The following is a 24622-nucleotide window of genomic DNA, read 5'->3' as shown; positions in this document are numbered from 1 at the left end:
TGCTTACGACTGGGCCGCGTTCCAGAGCATCGAGAGTCCGGCCGCGATCATGATCGCGTCCATCAGAAGGCGGAACATCTCGGGCTTCAGGTGCAGCACGAACCGTTTGGCGATGAAGGCGCCTGACATCAACGAGGCGCCGGCAATCAGGCCCTTGATGAAGACGTCACCGGTGAGTGCGCCGAACCGTTCGAATGTCACGGACTTCGCGAAGTAAAGGCCGAGCGAGGAGGCCGCTTCGGTGGCGAGGAAGGCGCCCTTGGACAGGCCGTAGAACAGGAACAGCGGCACGCTGAGCGGGCCGGTCGAGACCACGATGCCGGTGAGATAGCCGATGATCGCCCCGCCGATGGCGAGATGCCAGAGATTGGCCTTGAGGTCATGCCGCGCCAGGGCGTGCCGCACCGGCACCATCGCAATTAGGAAACTGCCGATGGCGAGATCCACGGCGTGCGAGGGCAGCGCCAGCAGCGTGCGCGCGCCGAGCGCCCCTGCCGGAATGCCCGTCACCGAATAGGCCGCGCAGGCCCGCCAGTCGACCTCGCGCCACCAGGCCAGGATCCGCGAAAAATTCGCCATCACGGAGGCAACTGCCATGATGGGCACGGCCTCCTTCGGTCCGTAGGCATAGACCAGCACCGGCATCAGCATGATCGACGACCCCGTGCCGACGATGCCTGAGATGGTGCCGGCGATCAGGCCGACGGTGAGCACGAAAAGAAAGGCCAAGGGCGGTGGCTCCCGGAATCGGGAGAGTGTAGCCGGAGGAGGTGGGCAGGGCGAATGCCGTGTCTGGTCAGTCCAGTGGTTAATCGCTGGTGCCCGGCCAGCCGCCAATCCGACGGGTTCCCCGGCCTGATCCTTAGAATTTGATCTGTATTGATCGGAGCGTTCGCTCAAAGAATTTGAGGTCCGCGATGCCCGATCCCCGTTCCTTTTCTGCGCTCGACCGCCATGCGGTACTCGGCGGATCCGACAACGGCTTTCCCTGGTATGCCGGCGCGATGCTCGCGTTTGAGGCGAGCGAGGTGGTGCGGCTGCGCTCCGAGAAGCTCAGCCATGGTGACGAGGCCGCTGGTCAAGAAGCCATGCTGATGGTGAGCGAGAAGATCGCTGCCGCCTTCGAGGCGACCGTGAACCTGCTTGCCGGCGCAACGCCGGCCGCCATCGTCCAGCGCTACCGTGAGCATGTGGCCGCGAACGCCAAGCGGCTGTCCGCGAACGAAGCTCCCTGACGCATCGCGCTGCTGACAGCATGTTGGCAGCAGGGGCGGGTTACGACCATCTCCTGACAAAACGGGGGCGGATCATGCCGATCGAGGCGAGCTGTCATTGCGGTGAGACGGTGTTCGAGGTGACGGAGGCGCCCTTGAGCGTCACCCGCTGCACCTGTTCGCTCTGCTCCAAGCGCGGCGCGCTGTGGGCCTATTACACGCCGGCGCAGTTTCGCCTGTTGTCACCGCCGGACAATGTCGCGACCTATCTCTGGGGCAGCCGCACGGTCAAACATCATTTCTGCGCGGCTTGCGGCTGCGGCACCTATTCGGAGTCACCGGACTGGTCGAACGGCAAGCCGGATTTCGACAATCCCAAGGTCGCAGTGAATGCGCGCCTGTTCGACGATTTCGACCTCGACGCCGTGCCGGTGAACATGATCGACGGCAAGAATTTGTGGTGAACGGGGAGGCATGTGTGCTGCACGCCATGCTCTTGAGGCCCTGTTGAAAAGCTGATTTGGTTCCGGCCCGAGGCAGAGGGAGGAAGCCATGAAGCGTCTTTTTGCGCGAGTGATGCTCGCAATGTGTCTGGCCGGTGCCGTCGGCATCGATGCGCAGGCGCAGATCAAGCCGAAGGTCACTTCGCTCGGACCGGACTTCCCCAAGGCCGCGCTGTTCGTCGGCAACAGCTTCTTCTACTACAACAACGGCATGCCCGGGCATCTCACCTTCATGGAGCGGGCAGCCGATGCCGAGAACAAGGCGGTCTATCGCAACACCATGGCGACGATCGGCGGCTCCGGCCTCGACTGGCACGATATGGACAATCTGCTGCGGCCGGGCGGTCTCGGTGGGTATTCCTTCGACGAGCAGAACAACGTCATCTTCAACAAGCCGGGCAAGCAGTACGACACCGTGGTGATGATGGATTGCAGCCAGTGCCCGATCCATCCGCAGCTCAAGGACGCGTTCACGACCTTCGCGAGGAAGGACAGCGAGATCGTCCGCGCCCATGGCATGCGGCCGGTGCTTTTCATGTCCTGGGCCTACGCCGACAAGCCTGAGATGACCGAGGCGCTGGCCGAGGCCTATACAATCGCGGGCAATGCCAACGATGCGCTGGTCATTCCCGCAGGTCTTGCCTTCGCGCGCGTCCGCAAGCTCCAGCCCGAGCTCAATCTGTATGCGCCGGACAAGCGGCACCCGAGTCCTGCTGGCACGCATCTGGCAACCTGCGTCACGCTGGCTGCGTTGACGGGGCGCTCGCCGGTCGGCAATTCCTACACGATGGGGCTCGATGCTGAGACGACCCAGCTGCTGCAAAAGGCGGCATGGGACACGGTGCAGGACTATTACGGGCGGTAACCCGCCGGACTCATTGGTAGGGTGGCAAAGCGAAGCGTGCCCACCAACAGTTTTTACCGATACGAGATGGTGGGCACGGCGCAAGTGCGCCGTTGCCCACCCTACCACACCTCGCTCACTTCAGCACCACCCACGCCGGCGCATGATCGCTCGCGCCATCCTCGCCGCGCACCTTCTTGTCGACACCGGCCTTGGCCAGGCGTGAAGCCAGGGCAGGGCTGAGCAGCAGATGATCAAGCCGCAGGCCCGCATCGCGCGGCCAGCGGTTTCGCTTGTAATCCCAGAACGTGTAGATGCGTTTCTCCGGATGCAGCTCGCGGATCGCATCGCACCAGCCCTGCGCGACGAGCGAGGCGAACGCGGCGCGGCTCTTCGGCTGGATCAGGGCATCCTTGTCCCACGAACGCGTCGGATAGATGTCGATCTCGGTCGGCGCGACATTGTAGTCGCCGGCGAGCACCACGGGCAGATCCTGCTTGATGAAGCTTTTGGCGTGGCGCTTGAGCCGTGCGAACCAGTCGAGCTTGTAGTCGAATTTCGGTCCCGGCTGTGGATTGCCGTTGGGCAAGTAAATGCTGGTGACGATGAGGCCGCGCACGGCAGCCTCGATATAGCGGGCCTCCTGATCCTCCGCCTTTCCCGGCAGACGGTCGCGCGTCAGCACAGGCTCGGCGTCGCGGGCGAGGATGGCGACGCCGTTCCAGGTCTTCTGTCCACACCACACTGCGCCGTAGCCGGCCTTTTCGATCGCGGCCGCCGGAAATTCGCCATCACTTGCCTTCAATTCCTGAAGTGCGACGACATCGGGCTTCGCTGCGCGCATCCAGGCCAGCAGATTGGGCAGGCGGCGGTTGATGTTGTTGATGTTGAATGTCGCAATCTTCATGTAGAGCTATCGGCTCCTGCCTTCCGTCACCGGAGATACAATGTCCAAGTTGAGCTTTGCCGCCATCGTCGTCGCCGTCGCATTCTCCGGTGTCGCTTCGGCACAATCGTCCGATCCGCGCGGTGCGTGCAAGGCGGACTATGACAAATTCTGCGCCGGCATCGCGCCGGGCGGTGGCAAGGTGATCGCCTGCCTCGAGGCCAAGCGCGATCAGCTCAGCGCCACCTGCAAGACGGCGCTCGACAGCCGGAAGAAGTAACCTTCGTGTCCCGGCCGCGCGCAGCGCGAGCCGGGACCCGGAAACCGACACGGCACTCTGAGAGATGGGCGCCGGCTCTGCAGCGCACTACGCCGCAGCGCGGCGCACTGCGCTGCGTCCAGGGCACGAGAGCGCGTTAGTTAAGTCGGCAGCGGCGGCGGGCTTGTCGGCTGCTCGATCGGCGGCGGCGAGGGCGGCTGCTCGGCCGATTGCGTGGGCTCCGGCTTTGCCAGCGGCTCCACCACATTGCCGCCCTTGTAGACGCGGGCATAGCGGCGGCCGAGGCTGGTCAGCACCTCATAGCCGATCGTGCCGAAATGGTGCGCGAGCTCGTCGACGGTGATGCCTTCGCCGAGCAGCGTCACCATGTGGCCGCGCCGCGCCACGTTTGACGGCAGATCGGTGATGTCGATCGCGATCAGATCCATGGAGATGCGGCCCGCGACCGGGCAGCGCTTGCCCGCCACGATGACCTCGGCGCCGCGGGTGCCGTCATTGGAGCTGGCGGCGCGGAAATAGCCGTCGGCATAGCCGACCGCGACGATCGCCAGCTTCGTCGGCCGTCGCGCGGTCCAGGTGCCGCCATAGCCGACGGTCTCGCCGCGCTCGACATTGCGGACCTGCACGATGCGCGCCTTGAGGTCCACGACCGGCTGCATCGGATTGTCGGCCTCCGGCGTCGGGTTGACGCCGTAGAGCGCCGCGCCCGGCCGCACCATGTCGAACTGGAAGGGCGCGCCGAGGAAGATGCCGGAGGAATTTGCGAGGGCCGCCGGCACGCCGGAGAATTCGCTGGCGATGCTGCGGAAGGCCGCAAGCTGTCTTGCATTCACCGGGCTGTTGAGCTGCTCGGCCGAGACCAGATGGCTCATCACCAGGGTGATGCCGTGATCGCCGGCATTGATGCGGGGGATGATGGCCTGCGCTTCCGAGAGCGTCAGTCCCAGCCTGTTCATGCCGGTGTCGATGTGGATTGCGGCACCGCCGCTCCAGCCGGTGCGGCGGCAGAACACGTCCCATTCGGCGAGCTCGTTGAGATCGCCGATGACAGGTCGGCAGTTGATCTTGGCGTAATGCTCGCCAGTGTTCTGGAAGTAGCCGCCGAGCACGTAGAGCGCGGCCTCCGGCACGGCTTCCCGCACCTTGCGCGCTTCCTCGATGGTGGCGACGAAGAAGGTCTTGCAGCCGGCCTTGCCGAGGGCGCGCGCGACCTGCTCGGCGCCGCAGCCATAGGCGTCAGCCTTGATCACCGCTGAGCATTCGGCCGGCACCGCCGTCTTCTCGAGCTTGCGCCAATTGGCGATGATCGCGTCAAGATCGACGGTGAGCACGCCGCCATAGGCAGCGAGCGCGGCAGCCTGATTGGCCTCCGCGGAGAGAAGGCCGGATTGCGGGATCATTTTCGGGTCGGGCGCCACCATCATGGCGCCGTTTTACGCAAGAGACGGGTCCGGTTCAAGAAACTCAGTAGTCGCTGCGATCGGGCAGCTGGCCGTCATGCGCGAGGTCGCCGAACCGCGTGACCGATGAATCGAAGTGCAGCTCGACCGTGCCGGTCGGGCCGTGGCGCTGCTTGCCGATGATGACTTCGGCCCGGCCGACCGTGCGCTCCATGTCGGCCTGCCATTTGGCGTGTTCCTCGGTGCCCGGACGCGGCTCCTTCATGGCGAGGTAATATTCCTCGCGGAACACGAACAGCACGACGTCGGCGTCCTGCTCGATCGAGCCGGATTCACGCAGGTCCGAGAGCTGCGGCCGCTTGTCGTCGCGCGATTCCACCTGGCGCGAGAGCTGCGACAGCGCGATCACGGGAACGTTGAGCTCCTTGGCCAGCGCCTTCAGGCTGGTCGTGATCTCCGTGATTTCCTGCACGCGGCTATCGCTGGCGCGCTTGCCCGAGCCGGACAAGAGCTGGATGTAGTCGATCACGAGCAGATCAAGGCCCTTCTGGCGCTTGAGCCGGCGCGCCCGCGCCATCAGCTGCGCGATCGACAGACCGCCGGTCGCGTCGACATAGAATGGTAGCGATTGCAGCTCGATCGAGACCTGGCGGATCTTCTCGAAATCGGCCTCCGAAATGCCGCCGCGGCGGATGTGGGAGGAGGGAATGCCGGTGCGCTCGGCCACGATACGCGTGGCAAGCTGGTCGGCCGACATTTCGCAGGAGAAGAAGCCGATCACGCCGCCATTGACGGCCTTCATCGTGCCGTCCGCCTGGAGCTCGCCGACATAGGCCTGGGCGACATTGTAGGCGATATTGGTCGCCAGCGAGGTCTTGCCCATGCCGGGACGCCCCGCGACGATGATGAGGTCGGAGTGCTGCAGGCCGCCCATCTTGGTGTCGAGGTCGCGCAGGCCCGTCGAGATGCCCGACAGCTTGCCGTCGCGCTGGAATGCCTTTGCCGCGAGATCGACCGCGACCGTCAGCGCCTGCGAGAATTTCTGGAAGCCGCCGTCATAGCGGCCGGACTCGGCGAGCTCGTAGAGGCGGCGCTCGGCATCCTCGATCTGCGCCCGCGGTGCGAAGTCGACCGGCGCATCATAGGCGACATTGACCATGTCCTCGCCGATGCCGATCAGGTCGCGCCTGAGCGACAGGTCGTAGATGGTGCGGCCATAGTCCTGGGCGTTGATGATGGTAGTGGCTTCCGCCGCGAGCCGCGCCAGATATTGCCCGATGGTCATGCCGCCGACGTCAGTATCGGCCGGCAGGAACGTCTTCAGCGTCACCGGGGTGGCAATTTTGCCCATGCGGATCAGACTGCCGGCGGTCTCGAAGATGGTCTGGTGTAGCGGCTCGAAGAAGTGCTTCGCCTCCAGGAAGTCGGAGACGCGGTAGAATGCATCGTTGTTGACCAGGATCGCGCCCAGAAGGCTCTGTTCCGCCTCGATATTGTGCGGGGCGCTCCGATAGGCCGGAGTTCCGGGCTCGGGCGCAAGTTTCAGGACGTTCGAATCAGTCAGGGCCATGGTCGAGCGATAGCAATTTTCTTGGGCAGATGCGGGGCCGGGATAAAGCGCCGCCGCGGCCCAAAGCGGAAGCGAAAGCTCGTCGCTATCAACCGCTCAGTTAAAATGGTGGATGATTAGCAGCCGCAGCATGCAGCGCGCTTGACGGATTTTTGCAGGAGGGCCCGGAAGCCGCGCCGTGGAAAAATCCCATGAACCTTGTGGATTGGCGCGCAGACCTATCGGTAGGCGCGCGAAACGACCCGCGCTGGCCGCGTTCGGCTCGGGTTCAGACCAGCAGGAGGTACACCAGCGCAGCCAGGGCCGCTGCAACGCCGGTGGCGATCAGGGCGTAATCGGTGCGGAGGTCGTCCTGCACGTCAAATGAGGTTCGGGTCTCTTTGCTCATGGTGACGGTCTAGGCCGGACCCGACCAGACTTATGTGAAGCAGTTCACATCTCCCCGGATTCTTTCGGGGCAGAGCCGGAACAGGCAGGTGCGCAGGGGGTTGTCCCCGACCTGCCATCAGAGAGAGGCAAGCGATGCGGCCAGAACGGCAGCACCATCAGTGGCGAAGCGAGGCCGGCAGCCGGCTCTGGCTGTCGGGCCTGATCGCCGCCATGCAGTACGCCGAACGCCCTGAGATCCGGCGCCAGCCGGTCGCACCCGAGATCATCGCGGAACTGCGGGCGCAACTGGCGTTAACGGCCTCATTCAGGTCCTCTGCGTTTTCGACCGTGCGTCACTAAAACTCATTCACCAGCGAGTTTCAGCCTTGGCTTGGCGCCGCCTTCAACCGCCCGCAGGCGGGCTTCCTCGCGCGCGATGTAGTCCCGGGTCATCGGCACCACGCCCTGACGCTTCGTGAGCTGGATCTGGAAGTTCATCATCGCCTGCTTGCGGAACGTCATCTCGCAGGCCGCGAGGTAAAACTCCCACATCAGCGCGAAGCGCTCGTCGTAGAGCTGCACCGCCTCCTCGCGCCGCGCCATGAAGCGCTCCCGCCAAGCCTTCAGCGTTTCGGCATAATGCAGGCGCAGGATCTCGATATCGCAGACAAGCAGACCAGCGCGCTCGATCGCCGGCAGCACCTCCGACAGGGCGGGGATGTAGCCGCCGGGGAAGATGTATTTGGCGATCCAGGGATTGGTCGAGTCCGGCCCCTGTGACCGCCCGATCGAGTGCAGCAGCATGATGCCGTCCTCGCTCAGAAGCTCGGCGCAGCGCTGGAAATAGGTGTCGTAGAACCTTGCCCCAACATGCTCGAACATGCCGACCGAGACGATGCGGTCGAATGGCCCCTCGACGTCGCGGTAGTCCTGAAGCAGGAAGCGCGCCGATCTGCTCAGGCCCCTCTCGGCTGCGCGCGTATTGGCAATCTGCAACTGTTCGGTCGACAGCGTGACGCCGGTGACGTCGGCGCCGGCGATCTCGGCGAGGTAGAGCCCGAGACCGCCCCAGCCGGAGCCGATGTCGAGGACGCGCTGGCCGCTGCCGACACGCAGCTTTGCGGCAATGTGCCGCTTCTTGGCGAGCTGCGCATCGTCGAGCGTGGCCTCCGGTGTCTCGAAATACGCGCAGCTATATTGCTTGTCGGCATCGAGAAAGAGTGAATAGAGCCGCGCGTCGAGATCATAATGATGTGCGACGTTGCTGCGGGCGCGCGAACGCGGATTGAACTGCTTCAGGTGTCGCGTCAGATAGCGCAGGTGCCACCAGGGTTTGGCCCACTGCGGCAATACGTCGGGTTGATCGAGGAGGATCGCGAGCGCATCAGCTATGGTGCCGCGCTCGACGACGAAGTCGCCGTCCATATAGGCCTCGCCAAGCCCGAGCTCGGGATTGATGAGGATCTTCCGTTCGGCGTCGGCCGTGACGAACCGCACCGCGACCGGCTCGCCCGAGCCGTCGCCGAAGGTGAACTTCGATCCGCTTGCGCTGGTCACCGTCAGCGACCCGCGGCGAATGAAATGAGACAGGAATGTCCGCAACAATCGGTCCATCGACACCTTCCTCTCGAGCGACCCGAAGAGATGCGACTAACCCGGCCTCTATATCTGACGCTCGGGTCCCGCTCTGGTTCCTATGCGTTTGCATGTAAAACGTGGGGAGGGTGTTCCGGATGCACTATTGCGCCTGGTTCAAAGCCGATATTCCAAAACCGCTTAGCCACATCCTTGCATGTACCCCTGCTTCCATTCGCGGCTCAATCCGCTAAAAGGTGACCCGCCGCCGCGCCCGACGCCGGCTGCACCTCTCGGATTTCAATGGAGATGATAGGAATGTCGAGCCGAGCGCTCAGCCTCGCGACGGTATTGCTTCTGATCGGCTTCGGCGCGACCGATATCGTTCTTGCGCAGGCGACGAACCTCGAGGCCGGCAAAAGTCCGTCGCAGATCTTCGCGCAGACCTGCAATGCATGCCACAAGAGCCCGCGCGGCCTATTGAAGTCCGTGGCGCCGGGCTCGCTGCCGGGCTTCCTGCGCCAGCACTACACCACGAGTTCGGATATGGCGGGCATCCTCGCCTCCTACCTCGTCTCCAACGGTGCGACCGACACCCGCTACCAAGCCAAGGACGGCAAGAAGGAGAAGGACGCCAACACTGCGCCGGGGCAGTCCCCAGAGCATCAGGGCCGCCGCCAGCGCGCCCAGGAAGCGGCCAAGCCGGAGGGCGAGGGCGCCGCTCCGCCTGCCGAGGGTCGGCAGAAGCGCGCGGCCCGGCCGAGCGAGGAGGGCGCGAAGCCTGCGGGCCAGGCCATGCCCGAGGGCCGCAAAGGCAAGCGTCGCAGCAAGCCCGGGACCGAGGAAGCACCAAAGATCGACGCAACGGCGCCCACCACCGAAGAGAAGAAGAGCGAGCCGAAGGCCGAGTCCAAGCCGGAGAGCGCCAAGGTCGAGCCTGAAACCAGGCCCGAGGGCAGTAGGGCGTCGGAGAAGTCCGCCGAGCCAAAGCCTGATAGCGCCAAGGCCGAGCCGCGTGGCAACGACGCTCCGGCGCTGCGGCCCGATCTGGTGCCGCAGGTGATGCCGGCTGCGAAGCCCACTGAACCGGCCGCGCCCAAGCCGGCGGAAGAGGCGGCTCCGAGGCCGGCGGCGCCCGCCGCGAGCTCTGAACCTGCCTCCAAGCCGCAGGAGCCGGCGCCGCCCGCGACCGCCGCGGCGCCGCCGGCGGAATCTTCCGGCCCGCCAGCGCCGCCGATCTCGCGGTAATTGCCCACATTTCTCGATCGACCTGCGAAGGCCGCCGATCGCGGCTTTGGTGTCGACTTGACGCGACTAGAGTACCGCTCTAGAGTAATACTCTAGGAGGCGTGATGAGCGCGAGCATGCGTGACGATCTGTTGGCCGCGGGACTTGCCGTGTTCGACCGCGTCGGCTTCGAGGCCGCGACGGTGGCCGCGATCCGCACCAAGGCGCACGCATCCAATGGCAGCTTCTTCCATGTCTTTGCCTCGAAGAAGGAGCTCGCCGGTGCGCTGTTTCTGGAGGTGCTCAGGCAGTATCACGCCGCGGTGCTGGCCGCGCTCGATCCGACCCCGGACGCAAGGCAGGGCATCGATCGGCTGATCCGCGCGCATCTCGACTGGGTCGTCACCAGCCGGCGCGAAGCGCGCTACCTGTTCGAAATATCGCGCAGCGAATGGGGCGAGGACGTGCGCGACGCCCAGCGCGCGCAGAATGCGCGCCTTGCCGAAGGCATCGAGCGCTGGCGCGCGCCGCTGGTCGCCAGCGGCGAGCTGCTGCCGATGACGCCGGTGATGTTCGTCAGCCAGCTCATCGGGCCGGCGCAGATATTTTGCCGCGCGTTCCTCTCAGGGCGCGACCGCATCGACCCCCGCGGCGAGGCCGATGCGCTGATCGCCTGCGCCATCCGCGCGCTGGTGCCGCCCGGGCGCATCAACCGGGACTAAGGAGAAGCCTCATGCGAGCCGAAGCAGATCCCGAATTCGAGCCGATCGCCGCGCGCATCCACGCCAACGTTGGCCGGCAAGGTTTTATGAATCTGGTCGGCGCCGAGCTGTCCGAATTGTCGCGCGGCACCTGCACGATCGCCGTCGCCCGCCGGCCGGAGCTGCTGCAGCAGCACGGCTTCTTTCATGGTGGCGTCACCGCCTTCCTGGTCGACAACGCCACGACCATCGCCGCGGCGACCTCGCGCGGCCAGCCGGCGCTGACGGCGGAATACAAGCTCAATTTGTTGTCGCCTGCGGTCGGTGACAAGTTGATCTGCCGAGCGAGAGTGATCAAGCCGGGCCGCCAAGTCTCGGTGGTCGCCGCCGACGTGTTCTGCGTCAGCGACGGTGTCGAGAAGCATACGGCAACGGCACTCGCCTCGATCGCAATGCTGAACGAGGATGTCGCCGCCAAAACGAAAAGCCCGGCCGGCTGAGGCGACCGGGCTTTGATTGCGTTCGTCATTCCGGGGCTCGCGAAGCGAGAGCCCGGAATCTCGAGATTCCGGGTTCGGTCCTGTGGACCGCCCGGAATGACGGTACTCTCGGCTTACTTCTCTTCTGCAGCCGGGGCTGGCTCGACGTCCTCGTGCTGGGCTTCCGGATCGAAGAACTCGCCGGCGGCGGCGATTGCCTCGGCCGCCGCGTCGCGGTCCTCGTTGCGGGTCGAGATGTCCTCGCCGCGGTTGATGCGCTCGGCCTCGTCCTGGCTGCGCGCAACCGTGACGGTGACTTCAACCTCGACCTCGGGGTGGACGGCGACGGTGATCGAGTGCTTGCCGATGGTCTTGATCGGCGCATCAAGCTGCACCTGCGGGCGGGACAGCGCAACGCCGTCGGCTTCGAACGCCATGACGACGTCACGCACCGTGACCGAGCCGAACAGCTGACCGGCTTCCGATGCCTGACGGATCACGATGATGTTCTTGCCATCGATCTTCTCGGCGACCTTGGACGCCTCGGCCTTCGAGGCGAGGTTGCGAGCCTCGAGCTCGGCCTTCATGCCGTCGTACTTGGCGCGGTTGTCGGCGGTGGCGCGCAGCGCCTTGCCGCGCTTGAGCAGGAAATTGCGGGCATAGCCGTCGCGAACCTTCACGACCTCGCCCATCTGGCCGAGCTTGTTGACGCGTTCCAGCAGAATGACTTCCATATTCGTTCTCCTTTTGAAGTGCTGTTTGAGTTGTGGGTTGCAGGCTTGGACTTAAGGGGTCGGCAAAGGCGGCGGCTGGCGACTGCGCAGATAACGCTCGCGGAAGCCGAACACCGCGTCCGCAAGGCCGAGCGCCGTCAGCAGGACGAGGCTCGCACTGAACATGAAGATGATGGCGTATGCAGCAGCGAGCCAGAACCCGCGATTGGCGAGGCCGCGTGTGATGGTGTGCAGAACGGCAAGGCCGATCAGCGCATAGGCCACCATCAAGACGGTGGTGACGATGATGGCCAGAATGCCGATCATTCCGCCGGAGAAGCTGAAGGCAAGCGCGACACAGAGCGCCACGAGCGTCATCGGTGGCAAGCTCGTGCTGCTGAGGTCCGGCGAGGGCCGATGCAGCCTGCCTGAAACCGCCGCGACTTTCGCGGCAAGCCAGAGATTGAGGGTGAGCGTCGTCATCTGCGAGGCCGCAACCAGAACCGGCGTCACCGCGACCATCAGGCTGACGCGGGGGTCGTTCTCGGGGACGGTCGAGTCGCTCACCAGCGAGAAGATCCTGGCGAAGCCACGCCGCATCGCATCGCCGATCGCCGACGCGTCAGTCCCCAGCGACAGCAGAGATCCCGCGGTGAGAAGCGTCGCCAGCGCCGCGATCCAGAGCAGGATACGCCCAAGCGGATACCATTCGACGTGGAGGGCGGTCGCATCCGTGACCGCCGTACCGTCAGTGACCGATCGTCCAAGCATGGCGAGATGCCCGAGCCACCAGGCCGGCAACGCGATCGCAAGACCGTAACCCAAGGCCAGGGGCAGGCTGAGCGCACCGCCGATGACGAGCATGGCGGCGAGACCGCCAATCGCGCCGCAGAGCGGGCCCCAGGCGATCGCAGCCAGCATGAGCGGCAGGGGAGCAAGGCAAACCAGGACGAGCGAGATCAGCGCGCCCGACATGATCGAGGCGAACATCAGGGCCGACGCAGCGCCGGCGATCAGGGCTATCAGTCCAAAGGCCATCATCAGCTGTCCCGCTCCCTTCGAGCGGTTAGAGGCGTCTCGCCCCAACCATCGGCGACCGGACGACCCGGAAGCCTTATGAGATCAAAGAGTGCGGCCGGCGGCGGTAGCGCCGCCGGTCGGATTCGTCTTAGCGAATGACGTAGGGCAGGAGGCCCAGGAACCGCGCGCGCTTGATGGCGCGGGCGAGCTCACGCTGTTTCTTCGCGGACACCGCGGTGATGCGGCTCGGCACGATCTTGCCGCGCTCGGAGACGTAACGCATCAACAGTTTGGAGTCCTTGTAGTCGATCTTCGGCGCATTGGCGCCCGTGAATGGGCAGCTCTTGCGGCGACGGAAAAACGGACGGCGTGCACCAGCTTCAGCCATGGATATTACTCCCCTTCCGTCGTTTCAGCTTCTTCGCGCGGACGGCGCGGGCCGCGATCACCGCGGAAGCCACCACCGTCACGATCGCCACGGAAACCGCCCTCGCGATCGCCGCGGAAGCCGCCACCTTCGCGGTCGCGGAAGCCGCCGCCACGGTCGTCACGCTCGCGATCGCGATCGGCCTTGCGCATCATCGCGGACGGGCCTTCCTCGAGCTCCTCGACGCGGACGCTGAGATAGCGGATCACGTCTTCGCTGATGCGCTCCTGGCGCTCGATCTCGGCGATCGCCGCGGACGGCGCGTCGATGTTGAGCATCACGAAGTGAGCCTTGCGGTTCTTGTTCATGCGATAGGTGAGGGAGCGAACGCCCCAATTCTCGGTCTTGGTGACCTTGCCGCCGAGACCCTCGACGATGCCGGTCATCTGCGCAGTCAGCTCTTCGACCTGCTGCGTGCTCGCGTCCTGACGCGCGAGAAACACATGCTCATAAAGCGGCATGGAAGTCCTTTCCTCATGTTGGCGCATCGCCCGGCGTCAAGCCCTTAAGAGACCTTCGGAAAGGACTCTGGGATGAAGCTCAGAAGGCGGAAACACGGGACGACGGGCCGACTGGCCCTGCCACACCAAAATCACGAATGATTTGCTGAGACCGTCCGTTCAGCTCCCGGCCGGGGTCTGCGGATGGCGCGCTTATACGGATTTTGGCCGGCTTTGCAAGGTTGCAGGCCGCCTTTTCGGCCCGGATGGCTCCGGTACGGCCGGGACTGGTCCTTCATACCACATCCAGCTTGATCTATTTGTTTGTATGTCATACAAATAACTCAACGGAGAGGACCTCGATGGCGGAAAAGTCGGTCCATGACCCTCTTGAGGCGGCCGGCGACCCCAAGCACGCAGCGCGGGCGACGCGCTCGGCCGGCCGCAAGATGCGATCGCTGCTCTTGGACGCCGCGAGCCCGCTGTTCCGGGAGCGGGGGCTGTCAGGAGCCTCGATCACCGACATCGCGGCGGCCGCGAACGCCTTTCCGAGCCAGATCACCTATTACTTCCGCACCAAGGAGGCGCTGTTCGTCGAATGCGCCTGCCGCGATCTTCTGTATCTGGCGCGCGCGACCGAGCGGGCGGCCCTGACCGCGCGCACGCCGCGGGACTACACCCATGCGCTGGCGGAGACCGTGACGGCGAGCGATTCGGTCGCCTTCTTCGCCGAGGCGCTGACGCTGACACGGCGGCGCCAGGATCTCGCCCCGCTGGTCGAGCGCACCATCGAGCGGCTGCACAGTGAAGGCGCGAGGGCCTATGCGGGGCAGGTTGCGCGCCACGGCTGGCGTTCGCTGCGCGCGCCCGACGAAAGCTCGCGGCGGTTCTGGGCCGTCGCCATCGGCGTCATCCTCGAAGGCTACGCCATGGGCCGTTCGCCCGAGGCGCTCTGCGCCGAGATGCTGCGCGTGCTCGGCGAGCAGGCAAAGTCTGATGGCGACACTGCGCGTCTGCGTCTCATCGACAACAATTCAAACGAGGAGGGCTAGGCCATGACCGCGCTTCGCATGCGTGCACGTGATTTCCTGACCGACGCTCAGCTCGCCGACGTGCGCCAGCGCGAGACGTGGAAGGGCGTCGCGCTGATCGCACACGCCTGGGCACTGATCATCGGTGCGATCGCGCTCGTGGCATGGTGGCCCAACCCGCTCACTTACATCTTCGCGGTTGCGATCATCGGCTCGCGCCAGCTGGGCCTCGCGATCCTCATGCATGACGGCGCGCATGGCTGCCTGTCGGCCGACGAGAAGACCAATCTGGCACTGAGCCAGTGGTTCTGCGCCTATCCGCTCTTTGCCGAGACGCGCAGTTATCGGCGCTATCATCTCCAGCATCATGCGCGCACCCAGCAGGAGGACGATCCTGACCTCGTGCTGTCGGCGCCGTTTCCGATCACGAAGCTCAGCTATCGCCGCAAGTTCATTCGCGACATCACCGGCCAGACCGGCTATCAGCAGCGCAAGGCGCAACTGCTCAACGCGCTCGGGCCGAAGGATTGGCCGTGGCGCCAGCGCGCGGCGCATTTCTGGGAGAAGCTCGGCCCGCAATGCCTCGTCAATGCCGCGATCTTCGCTTTGCTCGTGGTGGCCGGCGTCTGGTGGGCGTATCCGCTGCTTTGGCTGGTGCCGCTGCTGACCTGGATGATGGTTATCACCCGCATCCGCAACATCGCCGAGCATGCCGTGGTCCCCGACAGCAGCGATCCCCTGCGCAACACCCGCACCACGCATGCGAACTTTCTCGAGCGCCTCTTCATCGCGCCGTACTACGTGAACTATCACCTCGAGCATCATCTGCTGTTCTACGTGCCCTGCTACAATCTGCCGAAGGTGCATCGCCTGCTCAGCGCGAGCGGGCATGCCGGCCGCATGGAGGTGCAGCCCGGCTATGGCGCCGTGCTACGGCTTGCGACCGCGAAGCCCGACCGGGAGGACCGTCCGGGCCAGCTGGCGAGCAGCGCGCGCCGCGCGCGGGCGGGGGCGGCGGTCGATGCCAACCAGACCAATGGTGGATTCTAAGGCCGCATCCCCAGGTGAATGCCGCCCGAAGTTCCTATCTTGGCTTGACATTCCGGCCCTAGACGGGTCTACGGCCCCTTTCGGAGCATGGTCGGGAACCAAGGCTCGGGCCGGACGTAATCGGCTGCCGGGTTCTCGAAGCGTACGGCTTGAGCGATCAGGGAGCGCCGATGACGGCAGCATTCACATTTCCGGGGCAGGGGTCCCAGGCGGTTGGCATGGGCAAGGCCCTGGCCGATGCGTTTCCGGTGGCGCGCGCCGTGTTCGACCAGGTCGATGCCGCGCTTGGAGAGAAGCTGACGGCGACCATTTGGGATGGCCCGGCCGAGACCCTTCAGCTCACCGAGAATGCCCAGCCGGCGCTGATGGCGGTGTCGATCGCCACCCTGCGCGTGTTGGAGGCCGAAGCCGGTTTTTCCGTCGGGCGGGATGCGGCCTTCGTCGCCGGCCACTCGCTCGGTGAGTATTCGGCGCTCGCAGCGGCCGGCAGCCTGTCGGTCTCCGACACTGCGCGGCTGCTTCGCACTCGCGGTCTCGCAATGCAAAAAGCCGTCCCTGTCGGCGTTGGCGCCATGGCGGCTCTGCTTGGCCTCGACTATGAGGCGGCCATGGAGGTTGCCGGCGAGGCGGCGCAGGGGCAGGTCTGCCAGGCCGCCAACGACAATGGCGGCGGCCAGGTGGTGGTCTCCGGCGACAAGGCTGCCGTCGACCGCGCCGTCGAGATCGCCAAGACCAAGGGCGCCAAGCGTGCCATGCTGCTGCCGGTGTCCGCGCCGTTCCATTGCAAGCTGATGCAGCCTGCCGCCGACGCCATGGCCGAGGCGCTGGCCAAGGTCACGATCAAGGCCCCGGCGGCGCCGCTGGTGTCGAATGTGCTGGCGAGCGCCATCACCGATCCCGACGAGATCCGCCGCCGCCTGATCGAGCAGGTCACCGGCACGGTGCGCTGGCGCGAGTCGGTTGCCTATATGGCAGGACAGGGCGTCACCCGCTTCTTCGAGATCGGCGCCGGCAAGGTGCTGACCGGACTCGTCAAGCGCATTGCGGACGGCGCTGTCGGCGTTGCCGTCGGCGGACCGAACGACATTGCCGCCGCCAAGGATGCATTGGCCGCTGCGAAGCAGGCTTGAGTTTGCGCACGATCTTCCCGGAAAGCCGCTTCACACTGTTCCGGATCGTGCTTTGAAGGAGTTTTCGATGTTCGATCTGACTGGCAAGAAGGCGCTCGTCACCGGCGCGACCGGCGGCATCGGCGGCGCGATCGCGCAGGCGCTGCATGCGCAGGGCGCCGCCGTTGCGATTTCGGGGACGCGGAAGGAAGTGCTGGATGAGCTTGCCGGCAAGCTCGGCGAGCGCACCCACGTGCTGCCCTGCAATCTCTCCAAGGCCGACGAGGTCGAGGCGCTGGTGCCCGCCGCCGAAGCTGCGATGGGGCAGGTCGACATCCTGATCGCCAATGCCGGCATCACCCGCGACAATCTCTTCGTCCAGCTCCGTGACGAGGACTGGGAGGAGGTCATCAACGTCAATCTGACTGCGACCTTCCGCCTGGCGCGCGCCGCGACCAAATTGATGATGCGCAAGCGCTTCGGCCGCATCATCGCCATCACCTCGGTGGTCGGCGTCACCGGCAATCCCGGACAGGGCAACTACACCGCGTCCAAGGCGGGCCTGATCGGCATGATCAAGACGCTGGGCGCCGAATACGCCAAGCGCGGCGTGACCGCGAACTGCATCGCACCCGGCTTCATCAAGACGCCGATGACCGATGCGCTCAACGACAAGCAGCGCGAGACGATTTTGACCAAGGTTCCGGCCGCTCGCCTCGGGACGCCCGAGGACATTGCGGCCGCCGCCGTTTACCTGAGTTCGAACGAAGCAGCCTACGTCACCGGGCAGACCATTCACGTCAACGGCGGCATGGCCATGATCTGAGGCCTCCTCCCGCGCTGCCCATATCCGCAGTGCGGGATGCGGCAAACGGCCGTTTCCGGAGCGAAATGAGGCTTGTAGTCAAGGCAGTTGAAGTATGATAACCGGACCTTCAACGGATGGGCAAAGAACGCCATTGCAGGTTTTTGAAACCCTGTATATTGGCGATGCGGAGCCTTGGCCGTCGTTCGCCGGGCCGCATCGTTGGGATGGGGCCAAATCAAAGATCGTAAGCGAAGGCAGTCAAACGACCACGACGGCTCGTATCGTCCCGGGGGGTCGGGTCTACAGGGAACAACACGAGGTTAAGCAATGAGTGACATTGGCGAGCGGGTTAAGAAGATCGTGGTCGAACACCTTGGTGTTGAGCCCGAGAAGGTTGTCGACAACGCGAGCTTCATCGACGACCTCGGCGCCGACAGTCTGGACACCGTCGAGCTGGTGATGGCGTTCGAAGAAGAATTTGGTTGCGAGATTCCGGACGACGCCGCGGAGACGATTCTCACCGTCGGCGACGCCACGAAGTTTCTCGAGAAGAACGCGAAGAGCTAAGGCTCTTCATTTTCGCGGGGACAACATTGAAACCGGACGGGCCGCTTGCCAGCGGCCAGCCGGTTTCTTGTTATTGGCCGTGAATCTTTCGATGCGGAGTTTTCGGATATGAGGCGGGTTGTCGTCACGGGTCTCGGCATGGTGTCGCCACTCGGCTGCGGCGTCGAGCCGACCTGGAAACGTATCCTCAACGGCGAGAGCGGTGCGCGAGCGATCGAGAGCTTCGACGTCTCCGATCTGCAGACCAAATACGCCTGCACCGTCGTGCGCGGCGACGGCAGCAACGACACCTTCAATCCCGACAAGTGGATGGAGCCGAAGGACCAGCGCAAGGTCGACGACTTCATCATCTTCGGCATGGCCGCGGCCGGCCAGGCGCTCGACGATGCCAACTGGCACCCCGAGTCCGAAGAGGACAAGTGCGCGACCGGCACTATGATCGGATCGGGCATCGGCGGCCTCAACGGCATCGCCGACACCGCGATCCTCTTGAAGGAGCGCGGGCCGCGGCGGGTGTCGCCGTTCTTCATTCCGGGCCGCCTGATCAATCTGGCCTCCGGCTACGTCTCGATCGCCCACGGGCTGAAGGGGCCGAACCATTCGGTGGTCACGGCCTGCTCGACCGGCGCACATGCGGTCGGCGACGCCGCCCGCCTCATCGCGCTGGGCGATGCCGACGTCATGGTCGCAGGCGGTGCCGAATCGCCGATCAGCCGCATCGGCATTGCCGGCTTCAATGCCGCGCGTGCGCTCTCGACCGGCTTCAACGACACGCCCGAGAAGGCCTCGCGTCCCTACGACAAGGACCGCGACGGCTTCGTGATGGGCGAGGGCGCCGGCGTCCTGGTGCTCGAGGAGCTCGGGCACGCCCAGCGCCGCGGCGCGAGGATCTACGCCGAGGTGATCGGCTACGGTCTTTCCGGTGACGCCTACCACATTACGTCGCCGTCGCCCGATGGCGATGGCGGTTTCCGCAGCATGTCGGCGGCGCTCAAGCGCGCCGGCCTGTCGCCGTCCGATCTCGACTACATCAATGCGCACGGCACCTCGACACCGCTCGGCGACGAGATCGAGCTCGGTGCAGTCGAGCGCCTGCTCGGCAACGCCGCCTCCAAGGTCGCGATGTCCTCGACCAAATCGTCGACCGGCCATCTCCTCGGTGCCGCCGGCGCGATCGAGGCGATCTTCGCCGTTCTCGCGATTCGCGATAACGTCGTGCCGCCGACGATCAACCTCGACAATCCCTCGGTCGAGACCGCCATCGACCTCGTGCCGCACAAGGCGAAGAAACGTGAGGTCAATGTCGCGTTGTCGAATTCTTTTGGTTTTGGCGGTACCAACGCATCGGTGATCGTCCGGCGCCTGGTCCATTAGTTTGTGGTTGCGACGAATCCACCGTTTTGCCGTATTCGGCGATAGTCATGGAAGCGGGCGTGCATTTGGCAGGGCAAGCGATTGCCAGGCTGCGATTGAACCGGCAGGATTCAGGTTGCTTCGATGAGTGAAAGGCCGCCCATTTCGCCCCGGAGCCCGCGGGCAGCGCTCGAGCCCGAGCAGGTCCCGCCGCCGCCGAAGCGATCAGACCGCGCGCGCAACCCATTCGTGGTCGTCGGCAACGCCATCATCACCCTGCTGTTGATCGCCATGCTCGGCGCCGGCGGCGTCTACTATTACGGCCGGCAGGTCCTGGAAGCACCCGGGCCGCTGAAAGAGGACAAGATCGTCAACATCCCGCAGCGCGCGGGCAAGCGCGACATCGCCGAGACGCTGAACCGGGAAGGCGTGACCGATGTCAATCCATGGGTGTTCATTGCGAGCGTTGCCGCGCTGAAGGCGAGCTCCGACCTCAAGCCGGGTGAGTATTCGTTCCAGAAGAATGCGTCCTTGCGCGACGTCATCGCCACCATTGTCGAGGGCAAGGTGGTGCAGCACGCCGTGACGATACCGGAGGGCCTGACCTCCGAGCAGATCGTGGCGCGGCTCTCCGACAACGACATCTTCACCGGCAGCGTGCGCGAGCTGCCGCGCGAGGGCACGCTCTTGCCGGAGACCTACAAGTTCCCGCGCGGCACCACGCGCGAGCAGGTGATACAGCGCATGCAGCAGGCGCACAAGCGTGTGCTGGCCGAGATCTGGGAGCGCCGCAATCAGGACATTCCGGTCAAGACGCCGGAGCAGCTGGTGACATTGGCCTCGATCGTGGAGAAGGAGACGGGCAAGCCGGACGAGCGCAGCCGCGTCGCCGCGGTGTTCGTCAACCGGCTGAAGCAGCGGATCAAGCTCCAGTCCGATCCGACCATCATCTACGGTCTCGTCGGCGGCAAGGGCACGCTGGGACGTCCGATCAAGCGCAGCGAGATCACGCAACCTTCGCCCTACAACACCTATGTGATCGAGGGGCTGCCGCCGGGCCCGATCTCCAATCCCGGCCGCGCCTCGCTGGAGGCCGCCGCCAACCCGGCCCGCACCCGCGACCTCTATTTCGTCGCCGATGGCACCGGCGGGCACGCCTTCACCGAGACCTACGACGCGCATCAGAAGAACGTCGCCAAGCTGCGCGCGATGGAGAAGCAGATCCAGAACGACACGGTCGAGCCGGCCGAGGATGCGCCGCCGCCGGCCGCCGCCGCGCCCGCCGCGACCGATGCGCCGACCGCGACCACGCCGGCGCGGCCCAACCAGCAGAAGAAGCCGCCGGCCCGCCCGGCCAATCCGGCGCCGGCCCGGCAAGGCGCGGTGCAGCCCTCGCCGCCGGTGGTCCAGCGTTAGGCTGGCTGCAGGTCCGCCACGGGACTTTGCGGATTCCACTTTCCTGCAAAATAGTCTTAAGATTCGCGTGGCTTGATGCCTCGCGAATCCTGCGTTTCCGGAGAAATTGACCTGATGGCGCTGTCGTCCATGACCGGCTTTGCCCGAAGCCACGGCGCAAGCGGGCCGTATACGTTCGAATGGGAATTGAAGTCGGTCAACGCCAAGGGCTTTGACTTGCGGGTGCGGCTGCCGCAGGGGTTCGACGAGCTCGAGGCCTACGCCAAGAAGCGCGCTGGCGAGCTTTTGTCGCGCGGCACCGTCTACGCCAATCTCAATGTCAAGCGCGCCAACGCCGCCGCCACCGTCCGCGTCAATGAGGACGTGCTCAACGCCGTCCTCAAGGCTGCGGCGCTGATCTCCGGCAAGGTCGACGCGGTGGCGCCGAGCATCGACGGCCTGCTCGCCATCAAGGGCGTCGTCGAGGTCGCCGAGCCCGAGGGCGACGAGGAGGAGGACAAGGCGGCGCGCGCTGCCGCGGCCGAGGCCTTCGACAAGGCGCTTGCCGAGCTCGTCGCGATGCGCAAGCGCGAGGGCGCCTCGCTCGGGCAGATCCTGACCCAGCGCGTCGACGAGATCGAGCAGTTGTCGAAGCAGGCCGAGGCTGCGCCGGGCCGCAAGCCCGAGGCGATCAAGGCGAGGCTCGCCGAGCAGATCGCGACTCTGCTCGACACCTCCGACCGTTTCGATGCCGACCGCCTGATGCAGGAGGCGATCCTGATCGCCACCAAGGCCGACATCCGCGAGGAGCTCGATCGCATCGCCTCGCACATTGCGCAGGCGCGCGAATTGATCGGCAAGGGCGGCCCGATCGGACGCAAGCTCGACTTCCTGGCGCAGGAGTTTCACCGCGAGGTCAACACCTGCTGCTCGAAGTCGAACGACATCGAGCTGACCAATACGGGGCTCGCCATGAAGAACGTGGTCGAGCAGTTCCGCGAACAGGTCCAGAATCTGGAGTGATCGATGACGACAAGCGGTCACGGAACTGACGGGGTCGAGCGGCGCGGATTGATGTTCGTGCTGTCCTCGCCGTCGGGCGCGGGCAAGACGACGCTGTCGCGTCTGTTGATCGACCGGATGCCGGGCCTGCGCATGTCTGTCTCGGCGACGACGCGAGCGATGCGTCCCGGCGAGGTCGATGGGCGCGATTATCTGTTCGTCGACAAGCCCAGGTTCGAGGCGATGGTGAGGGGCAACGAACTCCTGGAATGGGCTACCGTGTTCGACAACAGCTACGGCACGCCGCGCGCGCCGGTCGAAGCCGCGCTGTCATCGGGGCAGGACGTGCTGTTCGACATCGACTGGCAGGGCACCCAGCAGCTGCGCGAGAAGGCGCGCGCCGACGTCGTCAGCGTCTTCATCCTGCCGCCCTCGGCCGGCGATCTCGAGAAGCGTCTGCATTCGCGCGCGCAGGATACCGACGAGGTGATCCGCAAGCGCATGAGCCGCGCCAGCCATGAGATGAGCCACTGGGCCGAGTACGACTACATCGTCATCAACCACGACGTCGACGAGGCGTTCGCCGAGGTGCAGTCGATCCTGAAGGCCGAACGCCTCAAGCGCGAGCGGCGGATTGGCCTCGTGGAATTTGTGCGAAGTCTGCAAGGTCAGCTTCAAGGCTAGGCTGCTTCAGCCGCGGCCCTTCCTGCGCCAGCCGTTCCAGCATCGCCGTGATCACGTCGATGTCGACGGACTCCTCTTTGTGCGCATCTTCTTTGCCTTCATCCACGTCGCGATCGGCCGGCGCTGCTTCGGAAGCGTCGGTGGCCGCGACCTGCGGCGCCGACGCCTCGATCGCGAATTTGCCGTTGAATATGTCGGCCTCATCGAGATCTGCGATCACTTTGCGAGCAGGAGCAGAGTGCGCTGCGATCCTGCCGATCGCACTGCTGAATTCGGTGAGCCGCGCGGCTTTTGGTTGCGCAGCTTTCAGCTGCGCGGCTTTCAGCTGCGCGGCTTGGGGCTGTGTGATCTGAGGACGTACCGCATCGAAATCCACCGGGCCGGCCGTCTGCGCGCGCGAGGCGTCATCGCGCCAGGGGGCGCGGCTCGGATTCTCGTCCTGCGGCTCCCAATCGTCCCAATGCGCGCGGCGGTCGGCTTGGCGGCCGCGCCTGCCGCCGAAGCGGTAGATGATGCTGGCGAGGACGCCGGCCAGCGCCAGCGCGCCGCCGATCACGAGCAGCAGCATCTGGACCGAGCCGGCCGGCTTGTCGGTGCTGCCGTCTGCGGCAGCCAGCGCCATGGGCCCCGGGGATTTCGACGGTTTCGTGCCCGGCGCCGCGACAGGCGCGGGCGCCGGCTGCGGCGCGGGCGATGTGGCCGTGGAGGGATCAGGCCAAGGGGATGCGGTGGCGGGCTGCTGCGCGCTGCTGTCAGCGGAGGGGTTCGCAGCCTGTTGCGTTGGCGTCGTCGGGGCGGCCTGCGCGGGCACGGCCGGCGCGGCGGCGGTCTGCGGCTTCAGATATTCCGCGCGCGCGTCCTGCACCGAGTGCTGCGGCGGTACCGCTGCATCCGCTGCGGGGCCGGCGGCCGCGGTCTGCACCGGCTTTGCGCTGTCCTTTGCATTGTCCTTGCCGCCTTCAGCACGGAGATACCAGCACTGCCGTTTGGTCGAGCGATCGAGGCGATAGTACCAATGCTGGCCCTGCGGCGCGGTGCCCTTCGGCGAGGCGAGGCAGTCGGCGTCGGCGCTGGCCGGGCTCGATGCAGCCGGCGCGTTCTGCGATACGGCAGCTATGGGCGCGCCGGCAATGATGCTGCCAATCAGCGCGGATATGAACTTTGCGGTGCGGTTGCCCATCCTGGTCTCCCGGTTACGCATGACGCAACTCTGAACCGGCCCTTTGTCATCAAAGACTTGGGTGGCAATGAGCCGCAAATCCGGAGAGGATGTGGCTTGAATCAGGCCTGTGCGGCGGTCGTTCCACCGCGAATTGAGCATTTTCTTCGACGTTATTGCTTCGTCGAAGTCCAGGTTCCGCCGCAGCCGTCGGAGCGGCCCCAGGTGCCGGAACCGCTGCGTCCCGCGAGGCGGCCAATAATGGCGGCAGTCTAACAGCCCGGCGCCCGAGAAAAAGCCGTGAGACATTCTGTGCATGCGAAGCGCTTGAGCATTCAGAGAGGTCGTCCTGCCCGCCCCTGTCCTGGACAAGTTCGGCCATGACGGCGTCGACATATCGAACAGGCGAGGGGCCATGCCTCTTCCTTCCCAAGGCAGGATCTGCCCGAGCTTTGCCCTCGTTCGCCGCCCGATGGAGCCAAAGGGCGCAGGGAAGGCCGGGCGCCGGCTGGCACCCGCAGATCCGTGCGCCAGGAAAATGCACACGGGGTGGATCACAGGTGATGCCGGTCGCCCGGCCTTCCCTGCGCGGATGGTTTTAACGGTGTCCTTCGTGCTCTCCTCGGGGAGCGATGCACTATTGCCCCCGTCGCCTTGCAGATCTCGATGCGCGCGCCCGGTCGGGCCGCCACATCACCGCAAGCCTTGACGCACAGACCCCGGGCGTCAGGACCACACGACTTCTCCGTCCGCGGACGGTTTCGCCGGATCGTCGGGGCTGGCGCGTGCTCACCCTCGACGACTGACGAACCCGCT

The 24622-nt window shown here is 65.3% G+C and carries 27 protein-coding genes; 17 read left to right on the top strand and 10 right to left on the bottom strand.

Features of this window, described 5'->3' with window-relative positions:
- Positions 1 to 3: 3 nt before the first annotated feature.
- Positions 4 to 729, bottom strand: coding sequence for a sulfite exporter TauE/SafE family protein (locus tag ACVWY3_RS13250; protein ID WP_456838842.1), 726 nt, complete (start codon positions 727 to 729; stop codon positions 4 to 6).
- Between the two features lie 188 nt (positions 730 to 917).
- Here ACVWY3_RS13250 and ACVWY3_RS13245 point away from each other — a divergent pair, with 188 nt between their 5' ends.
- The 3 genes from ACVWY3_RS13245 to ACVWY3_RS13235 all read left to right on the top strand — a co-directional run bounded on the left by ACVWY3_RS13245 (position 918) and on the right by ACVWY3_RS13235 (position 2582).
- Positions 918 to 1235 (top strand): hypothetical protein, encoded by a 318-nt coding sequence (locus ACVWY3_RS13245; protein WP_456838841.1) that lies wholly within the window; start codon positions 918 to 920, stop codon positions 1233 to 1235.
- A 74-nt stretch (positions 1236 to 1309) separates the two neighbouring features.
- Positions 1310 to 1678 (top strand): GFA family protein, encoded by a 369-nt coding sequence (locus ACVWY3_RS13240; protein ID WP_456843356.1) that lies wholly within the window; start codon positions 1310 to 1312, stop codon positions 1676 to 1678.
- A gap of 88 nt (positions 1679 to 1766) precedes the next feature.
- Positions 1767 to 2582, top strand: a complete 816-nt coding sequence (locus ACVWY3_RS13235) for a hypothetical protein (protein ID WP_456838840.1) — start codon at positions 1767 to 1769, stop codon at positions 2580 to 2582.
- A gap of 115 nt (positions 2583 to 2697) precedes the next feature.
- On the opposite strand, the gene ACVWY3_RS13230 is transcribed toward ACVWY3_RS13235, so the two are convergent.
- Positions 2698 to 3468 carry an exodeoxyribonuclease III gene (locus ACVWY3_RS13230; protein WP_456838839.1) on the bottom strand — a complete coding sequence of 257 codons (771 nt, stop codon included), beginning with the start codon at positions 3466 to 3468 and terminating at the stop codon, positions 2698 to 2700.
- A 40-nt stretch (positions 3469 to 3508) separates the two neighbouring features.
- Between ACVWY3_RS13230 and ACVWY3_RS13225 the strand changes: the two genes are divergently transcribed.
- A complete protein-coding gene (locus ACVWY3_RS13225) occupies positions 3509 to 3727 on the top strand; it encodes a cysteine rich repeat-containing protein (protein ID WP_456838838.1) in 219 nt (72 codons plus the stop codon).
- 140 nt (positions 3728 to 3867) lie between these two features.
- Here ACVWY3_RS13225 and alr read toward each other — a convergent pair whose 3' ends face one another.
- Entirely contained in the window at positions 3868 to 5127 is a 1260-nt protein-coding gene (gene alr, locus ACVWY3_RS13220) for an alanine racemase (protein ID WP_456838837.1), read from the bottom strand.
- A 64-nt stretch (positions 5128 to 5191) separates the two neighbouring features.
- The gene (locus tag ACVWY3_RS13215) at positions 5192 to 6697 is read right to left on the bottom strand and encodes a replicative DNA helicase (protein WP_456838836.1); all 1506 of its coding nucleotides are present in this window, start codon (positions 6695 to 6697) and stop codon (positions 5192 to 5194) included.
- Between the two features lie 522 nt (positions 6698 to 7219).
- Between ACVWY3_RS13215 and ACVWY3_RS13210 the strand changes: the two genes are divergently transcribed.
- Positions 7220 to 7426: a transcriptional regulator gene (locus tag ACVWY3_RS13210; RefSeq protein WP_456838835.1), complete on the top strand. Its 207-nt coding sequence runs from the start codon at positions 7220 to 7222 to the stop codon at positions 7424 to 7426.
- A gap of 3 nt (positions 7427 to 7429) precedes the next feature.
- Here the strand turns inward: ACVWY3_RS13210 and ACVWY3_RS13205 are convergent, their stop codons facing one another.
- Positions 7430 to 8680: a class I SAM-dependent methyltransferase gene (locus ACVWY3_RS13205; protein ID WP_456838834.1), complete on the bottom strand. Its 1251-nt coding sequence runs from the start codon at positions 8678 to 8680 to the stop codon at positions 7430 to 7432.
- 279 nt (positions 8681 to 8959) lie between these two features.
- Between ACVWY3_RS13205 and ACVWY3_RS13200 the strand changes: the two genes are divergently transcribed.
- The 3 genes from ACVWY3_RS13200 (at position 8960) to ACVWY3_RS13190 (ending at position 11069) form a co-directional block, all read left to right on the top strand.
- Positions 8960 to 9889: a hypothetical protein gene (locus ACVWY3_RS13200; RefSeq protein WP_456838833.1), complete on the top strand. Its 930-nt coding sequence runs from the start codon at positions 8960 to 8962 to the stop codon at positions 9887 to 9889.
- Between the two features lie 104 nt (positions 9890 to 9993).
- A complete protein-coding gene (locus ACVWY3_RS13195) occupies positions 9994 to 10590 on the top strand; it encodes a TetR/AcrR family transcriptional regulator (protein WP_456838832.1) in 597 nt (198 codons plus the stop codon).
- 11 nt (positions 10591 to 10601) lie between these two features.
- A complete protein-coding gene (locus tag ACVWY3_RS13190) occupies positions 10602 to 11069 on the top strand; it encodes a PaaI family thioesterase (RefSeq protein WP_456838831.1) in 468 nt (155 codons plus the stop codon).
- 113 nt (positions 11070 to 11182) lie between these two features.
- Here the strand turns inward: ACVWY3_RS13190 and rplI are convergent, their stop codons facing one another.
- From rplI to rpsF, 4 genes are all read right to left on the bottom strand, one after another.
- Positions 11183 to 11782, bottom strand: coding sequence for a 50S ribosomal protein L9 (gene rplI, locus ACVWY3_RS13185; protein WP_456838830.1), 600 nt, complete (start codon positions 11780 to 11782; stop codon positions 11183 to 11185).
- Positions 11783 to 11833: 51 nt separating this feature from the next.
- Complete coding sequence (locus ACVWY3_RS13180) at positions 11834 to 12802, bottom strand: hypothetical protein (protein WP_456838829.1); 969 nt, start codon at positions 12800 to 12802, stop codon at positions 11834 to 11836.
- A gap of 127 nt (positions 12803 to 12929) precedes the next feature.
- Positions 12930 to 13169: a 30S ribosomal protein S18 gene (gene rpsR / locus ACVWY3_RS13175; RefSeq protein ID WP_007592020.1), complete on the bottom strand. Its 240-nt coding sequence runs from the start codon at positions 13167 to 13169 to the stop codon at positions 12930 to 12932.
- A gap of 5 nt (positions 13170 to 13174) precedes the next feature.
- Positions 13175 to 13669: a 30S ribosomal protein S6 gene (rpsF, locus tag ACVWY3_RS13170; RefSeq protein ID WP_456838828.1), complete on the bottom strand. Its 495-nt coding sequence runs from the start codon at positions 13667 to 13669 to the stop codon at positions 13175 to 13177.
- Positions 13670 to 14010: 341 nt separating this feature from the next.
- Here rpsF and ACVWY3_RS13165 point away from each other — a divergent pair, with 341 nt between their 5' ends.
- The 9 genes from ACVWY3_RS13165 (at position 14011) to gmk (ending at position 22647) form a co-directional block, all read left to right on the top strand.
- A complete protein-coding gene (locus ACVWY3_RS13165) occupies positions 14011 to 14700 on the top strand; it encodes a TetR/AcrR family transcriptional regulator C-terminal domain-containing protein (protein ID WP_456838827.1) in 690 nt (229 codons plus the stop codon).
- A 3-nt stretch (positions 14701 to 14703) separates the two neighbouring features.
- Positions 14704 to 15729: a fatty acid desaturase family protein gene (locus ACVWY3_RS13160; protein ID WP_456838826.1), complete on the top strand. Its 1026-nt coding sequence runs from the start codon at positions 14704 to 14706 to the stop codon at positions 15727 to 15729.
- Between the two features lie 170 nt (positions 15730 to 15899).
- Complete coding sequence (gene fabD / locus ACVWY3_RS13155) at positions 15900 to 16859, top strand: ACP S-malonyltransferase (protein ID WP_456838825.1); 960 nt, start codon at positions 15900 to 15902, stop codon at positions 16857 to 16859.
- 67 nt (positions 16860 to 16926) lie between these two features.
- The gene (fabG, locus tag ACVWY3_RS13150; protein WP_456838824.1) at positions 16927 to 17664 is read left to right on the top strand and encodes a 3-oxoacyl-[acyl-carrier-protein] reductase; all 738 of its coding nucleotides are present in this window, start codon (positions 16927 to 16929) and stop codon (positions 17662 to 17664) included.
- Between the two features lie 309 nt (positions 17665 to 17973).
- Positions 17974 to 18213: an acyl carrier protein gene (locus ACVWY3_RS13145; protein WP_008551805.1), complete on the top strand. Its 240-nt coding sequence runs from the start codon at positions 17974 to 17976 to the stop codon at positions 18211 to 18213.
- A gap of 108 nt (positions 18214 to 18321) precedes the next feature.
- Complete coding sequence (fabF, locus tag ACVWY3_RS13140; protein WP_456838823.1) at positions 18322 to 19587, top strand: beta-ketoacyl-ACP synthase II; 1266 nt, start codon at positions 18322 to 18324, stop codon at positions 19585 to 19587.
- 123 nt (positions 19588 to 19710) lie between these two features.
- Positions 19711 to 20982, top strand: a complete 1272-nt coding sequence (mltG, locus tag ACVWY3_RS13135; RefSeq protein ID WP_456838822.1) for an endolytic transglycosylase MltG — start codon at positions 19711 to 19713, stop codon at positions 20980 to 20982.
- Positions 20983 to 21096: 114 nt separating this feature from the next.
- A complete protein-coding gene (locus ACVWY3_RS13130; RefSeq protein WP_456838821.1) occupies positions 21097 to 21984 on the top strand; it encodes a YicC/YloC family endoribonuclease in 888 nt (295 codons plus the stop codon).
- 3 nt (positions 21985 to 21987) lie between these two features.
- Positions 21988 to 22647: a guanylate kinase gene (gmk, locus tag ACVWY3_RS13125; protein ID WP_456838820.1), complete on the top strand. Its 660-nt coding sequence runs from the start codon at positions 21988 to 21990 to the stop codon at positions 22645 to 22647.
- Here the strand turns inward: gmk and ACVWY3_RS13120 are convergent.
- Positions 22580 to 23827: a hypothetical protein gene (locus ACVWY3_RS13120; RefSeq protein WP_456838819.1), complete on the bottom strand. Its 1248-nt coding sequence runs from the start codon at positions 23825 to 23827 to the stop codon at positions 22580 to 22582. The two genes, gmk and ACVWY3_RS13120, sit on opposite strands and share 68 nt — an antisense overlap.
- Positions 23828 to 24622: the final 795 nt, after the last annotated feature.

This window comes from Bradyrhizobium sp. USDA 4486 (genome assembly GCF_054057995.1).
This window is presented reverse-complemented; position numbering and strand designations above follow the sequence as displayed.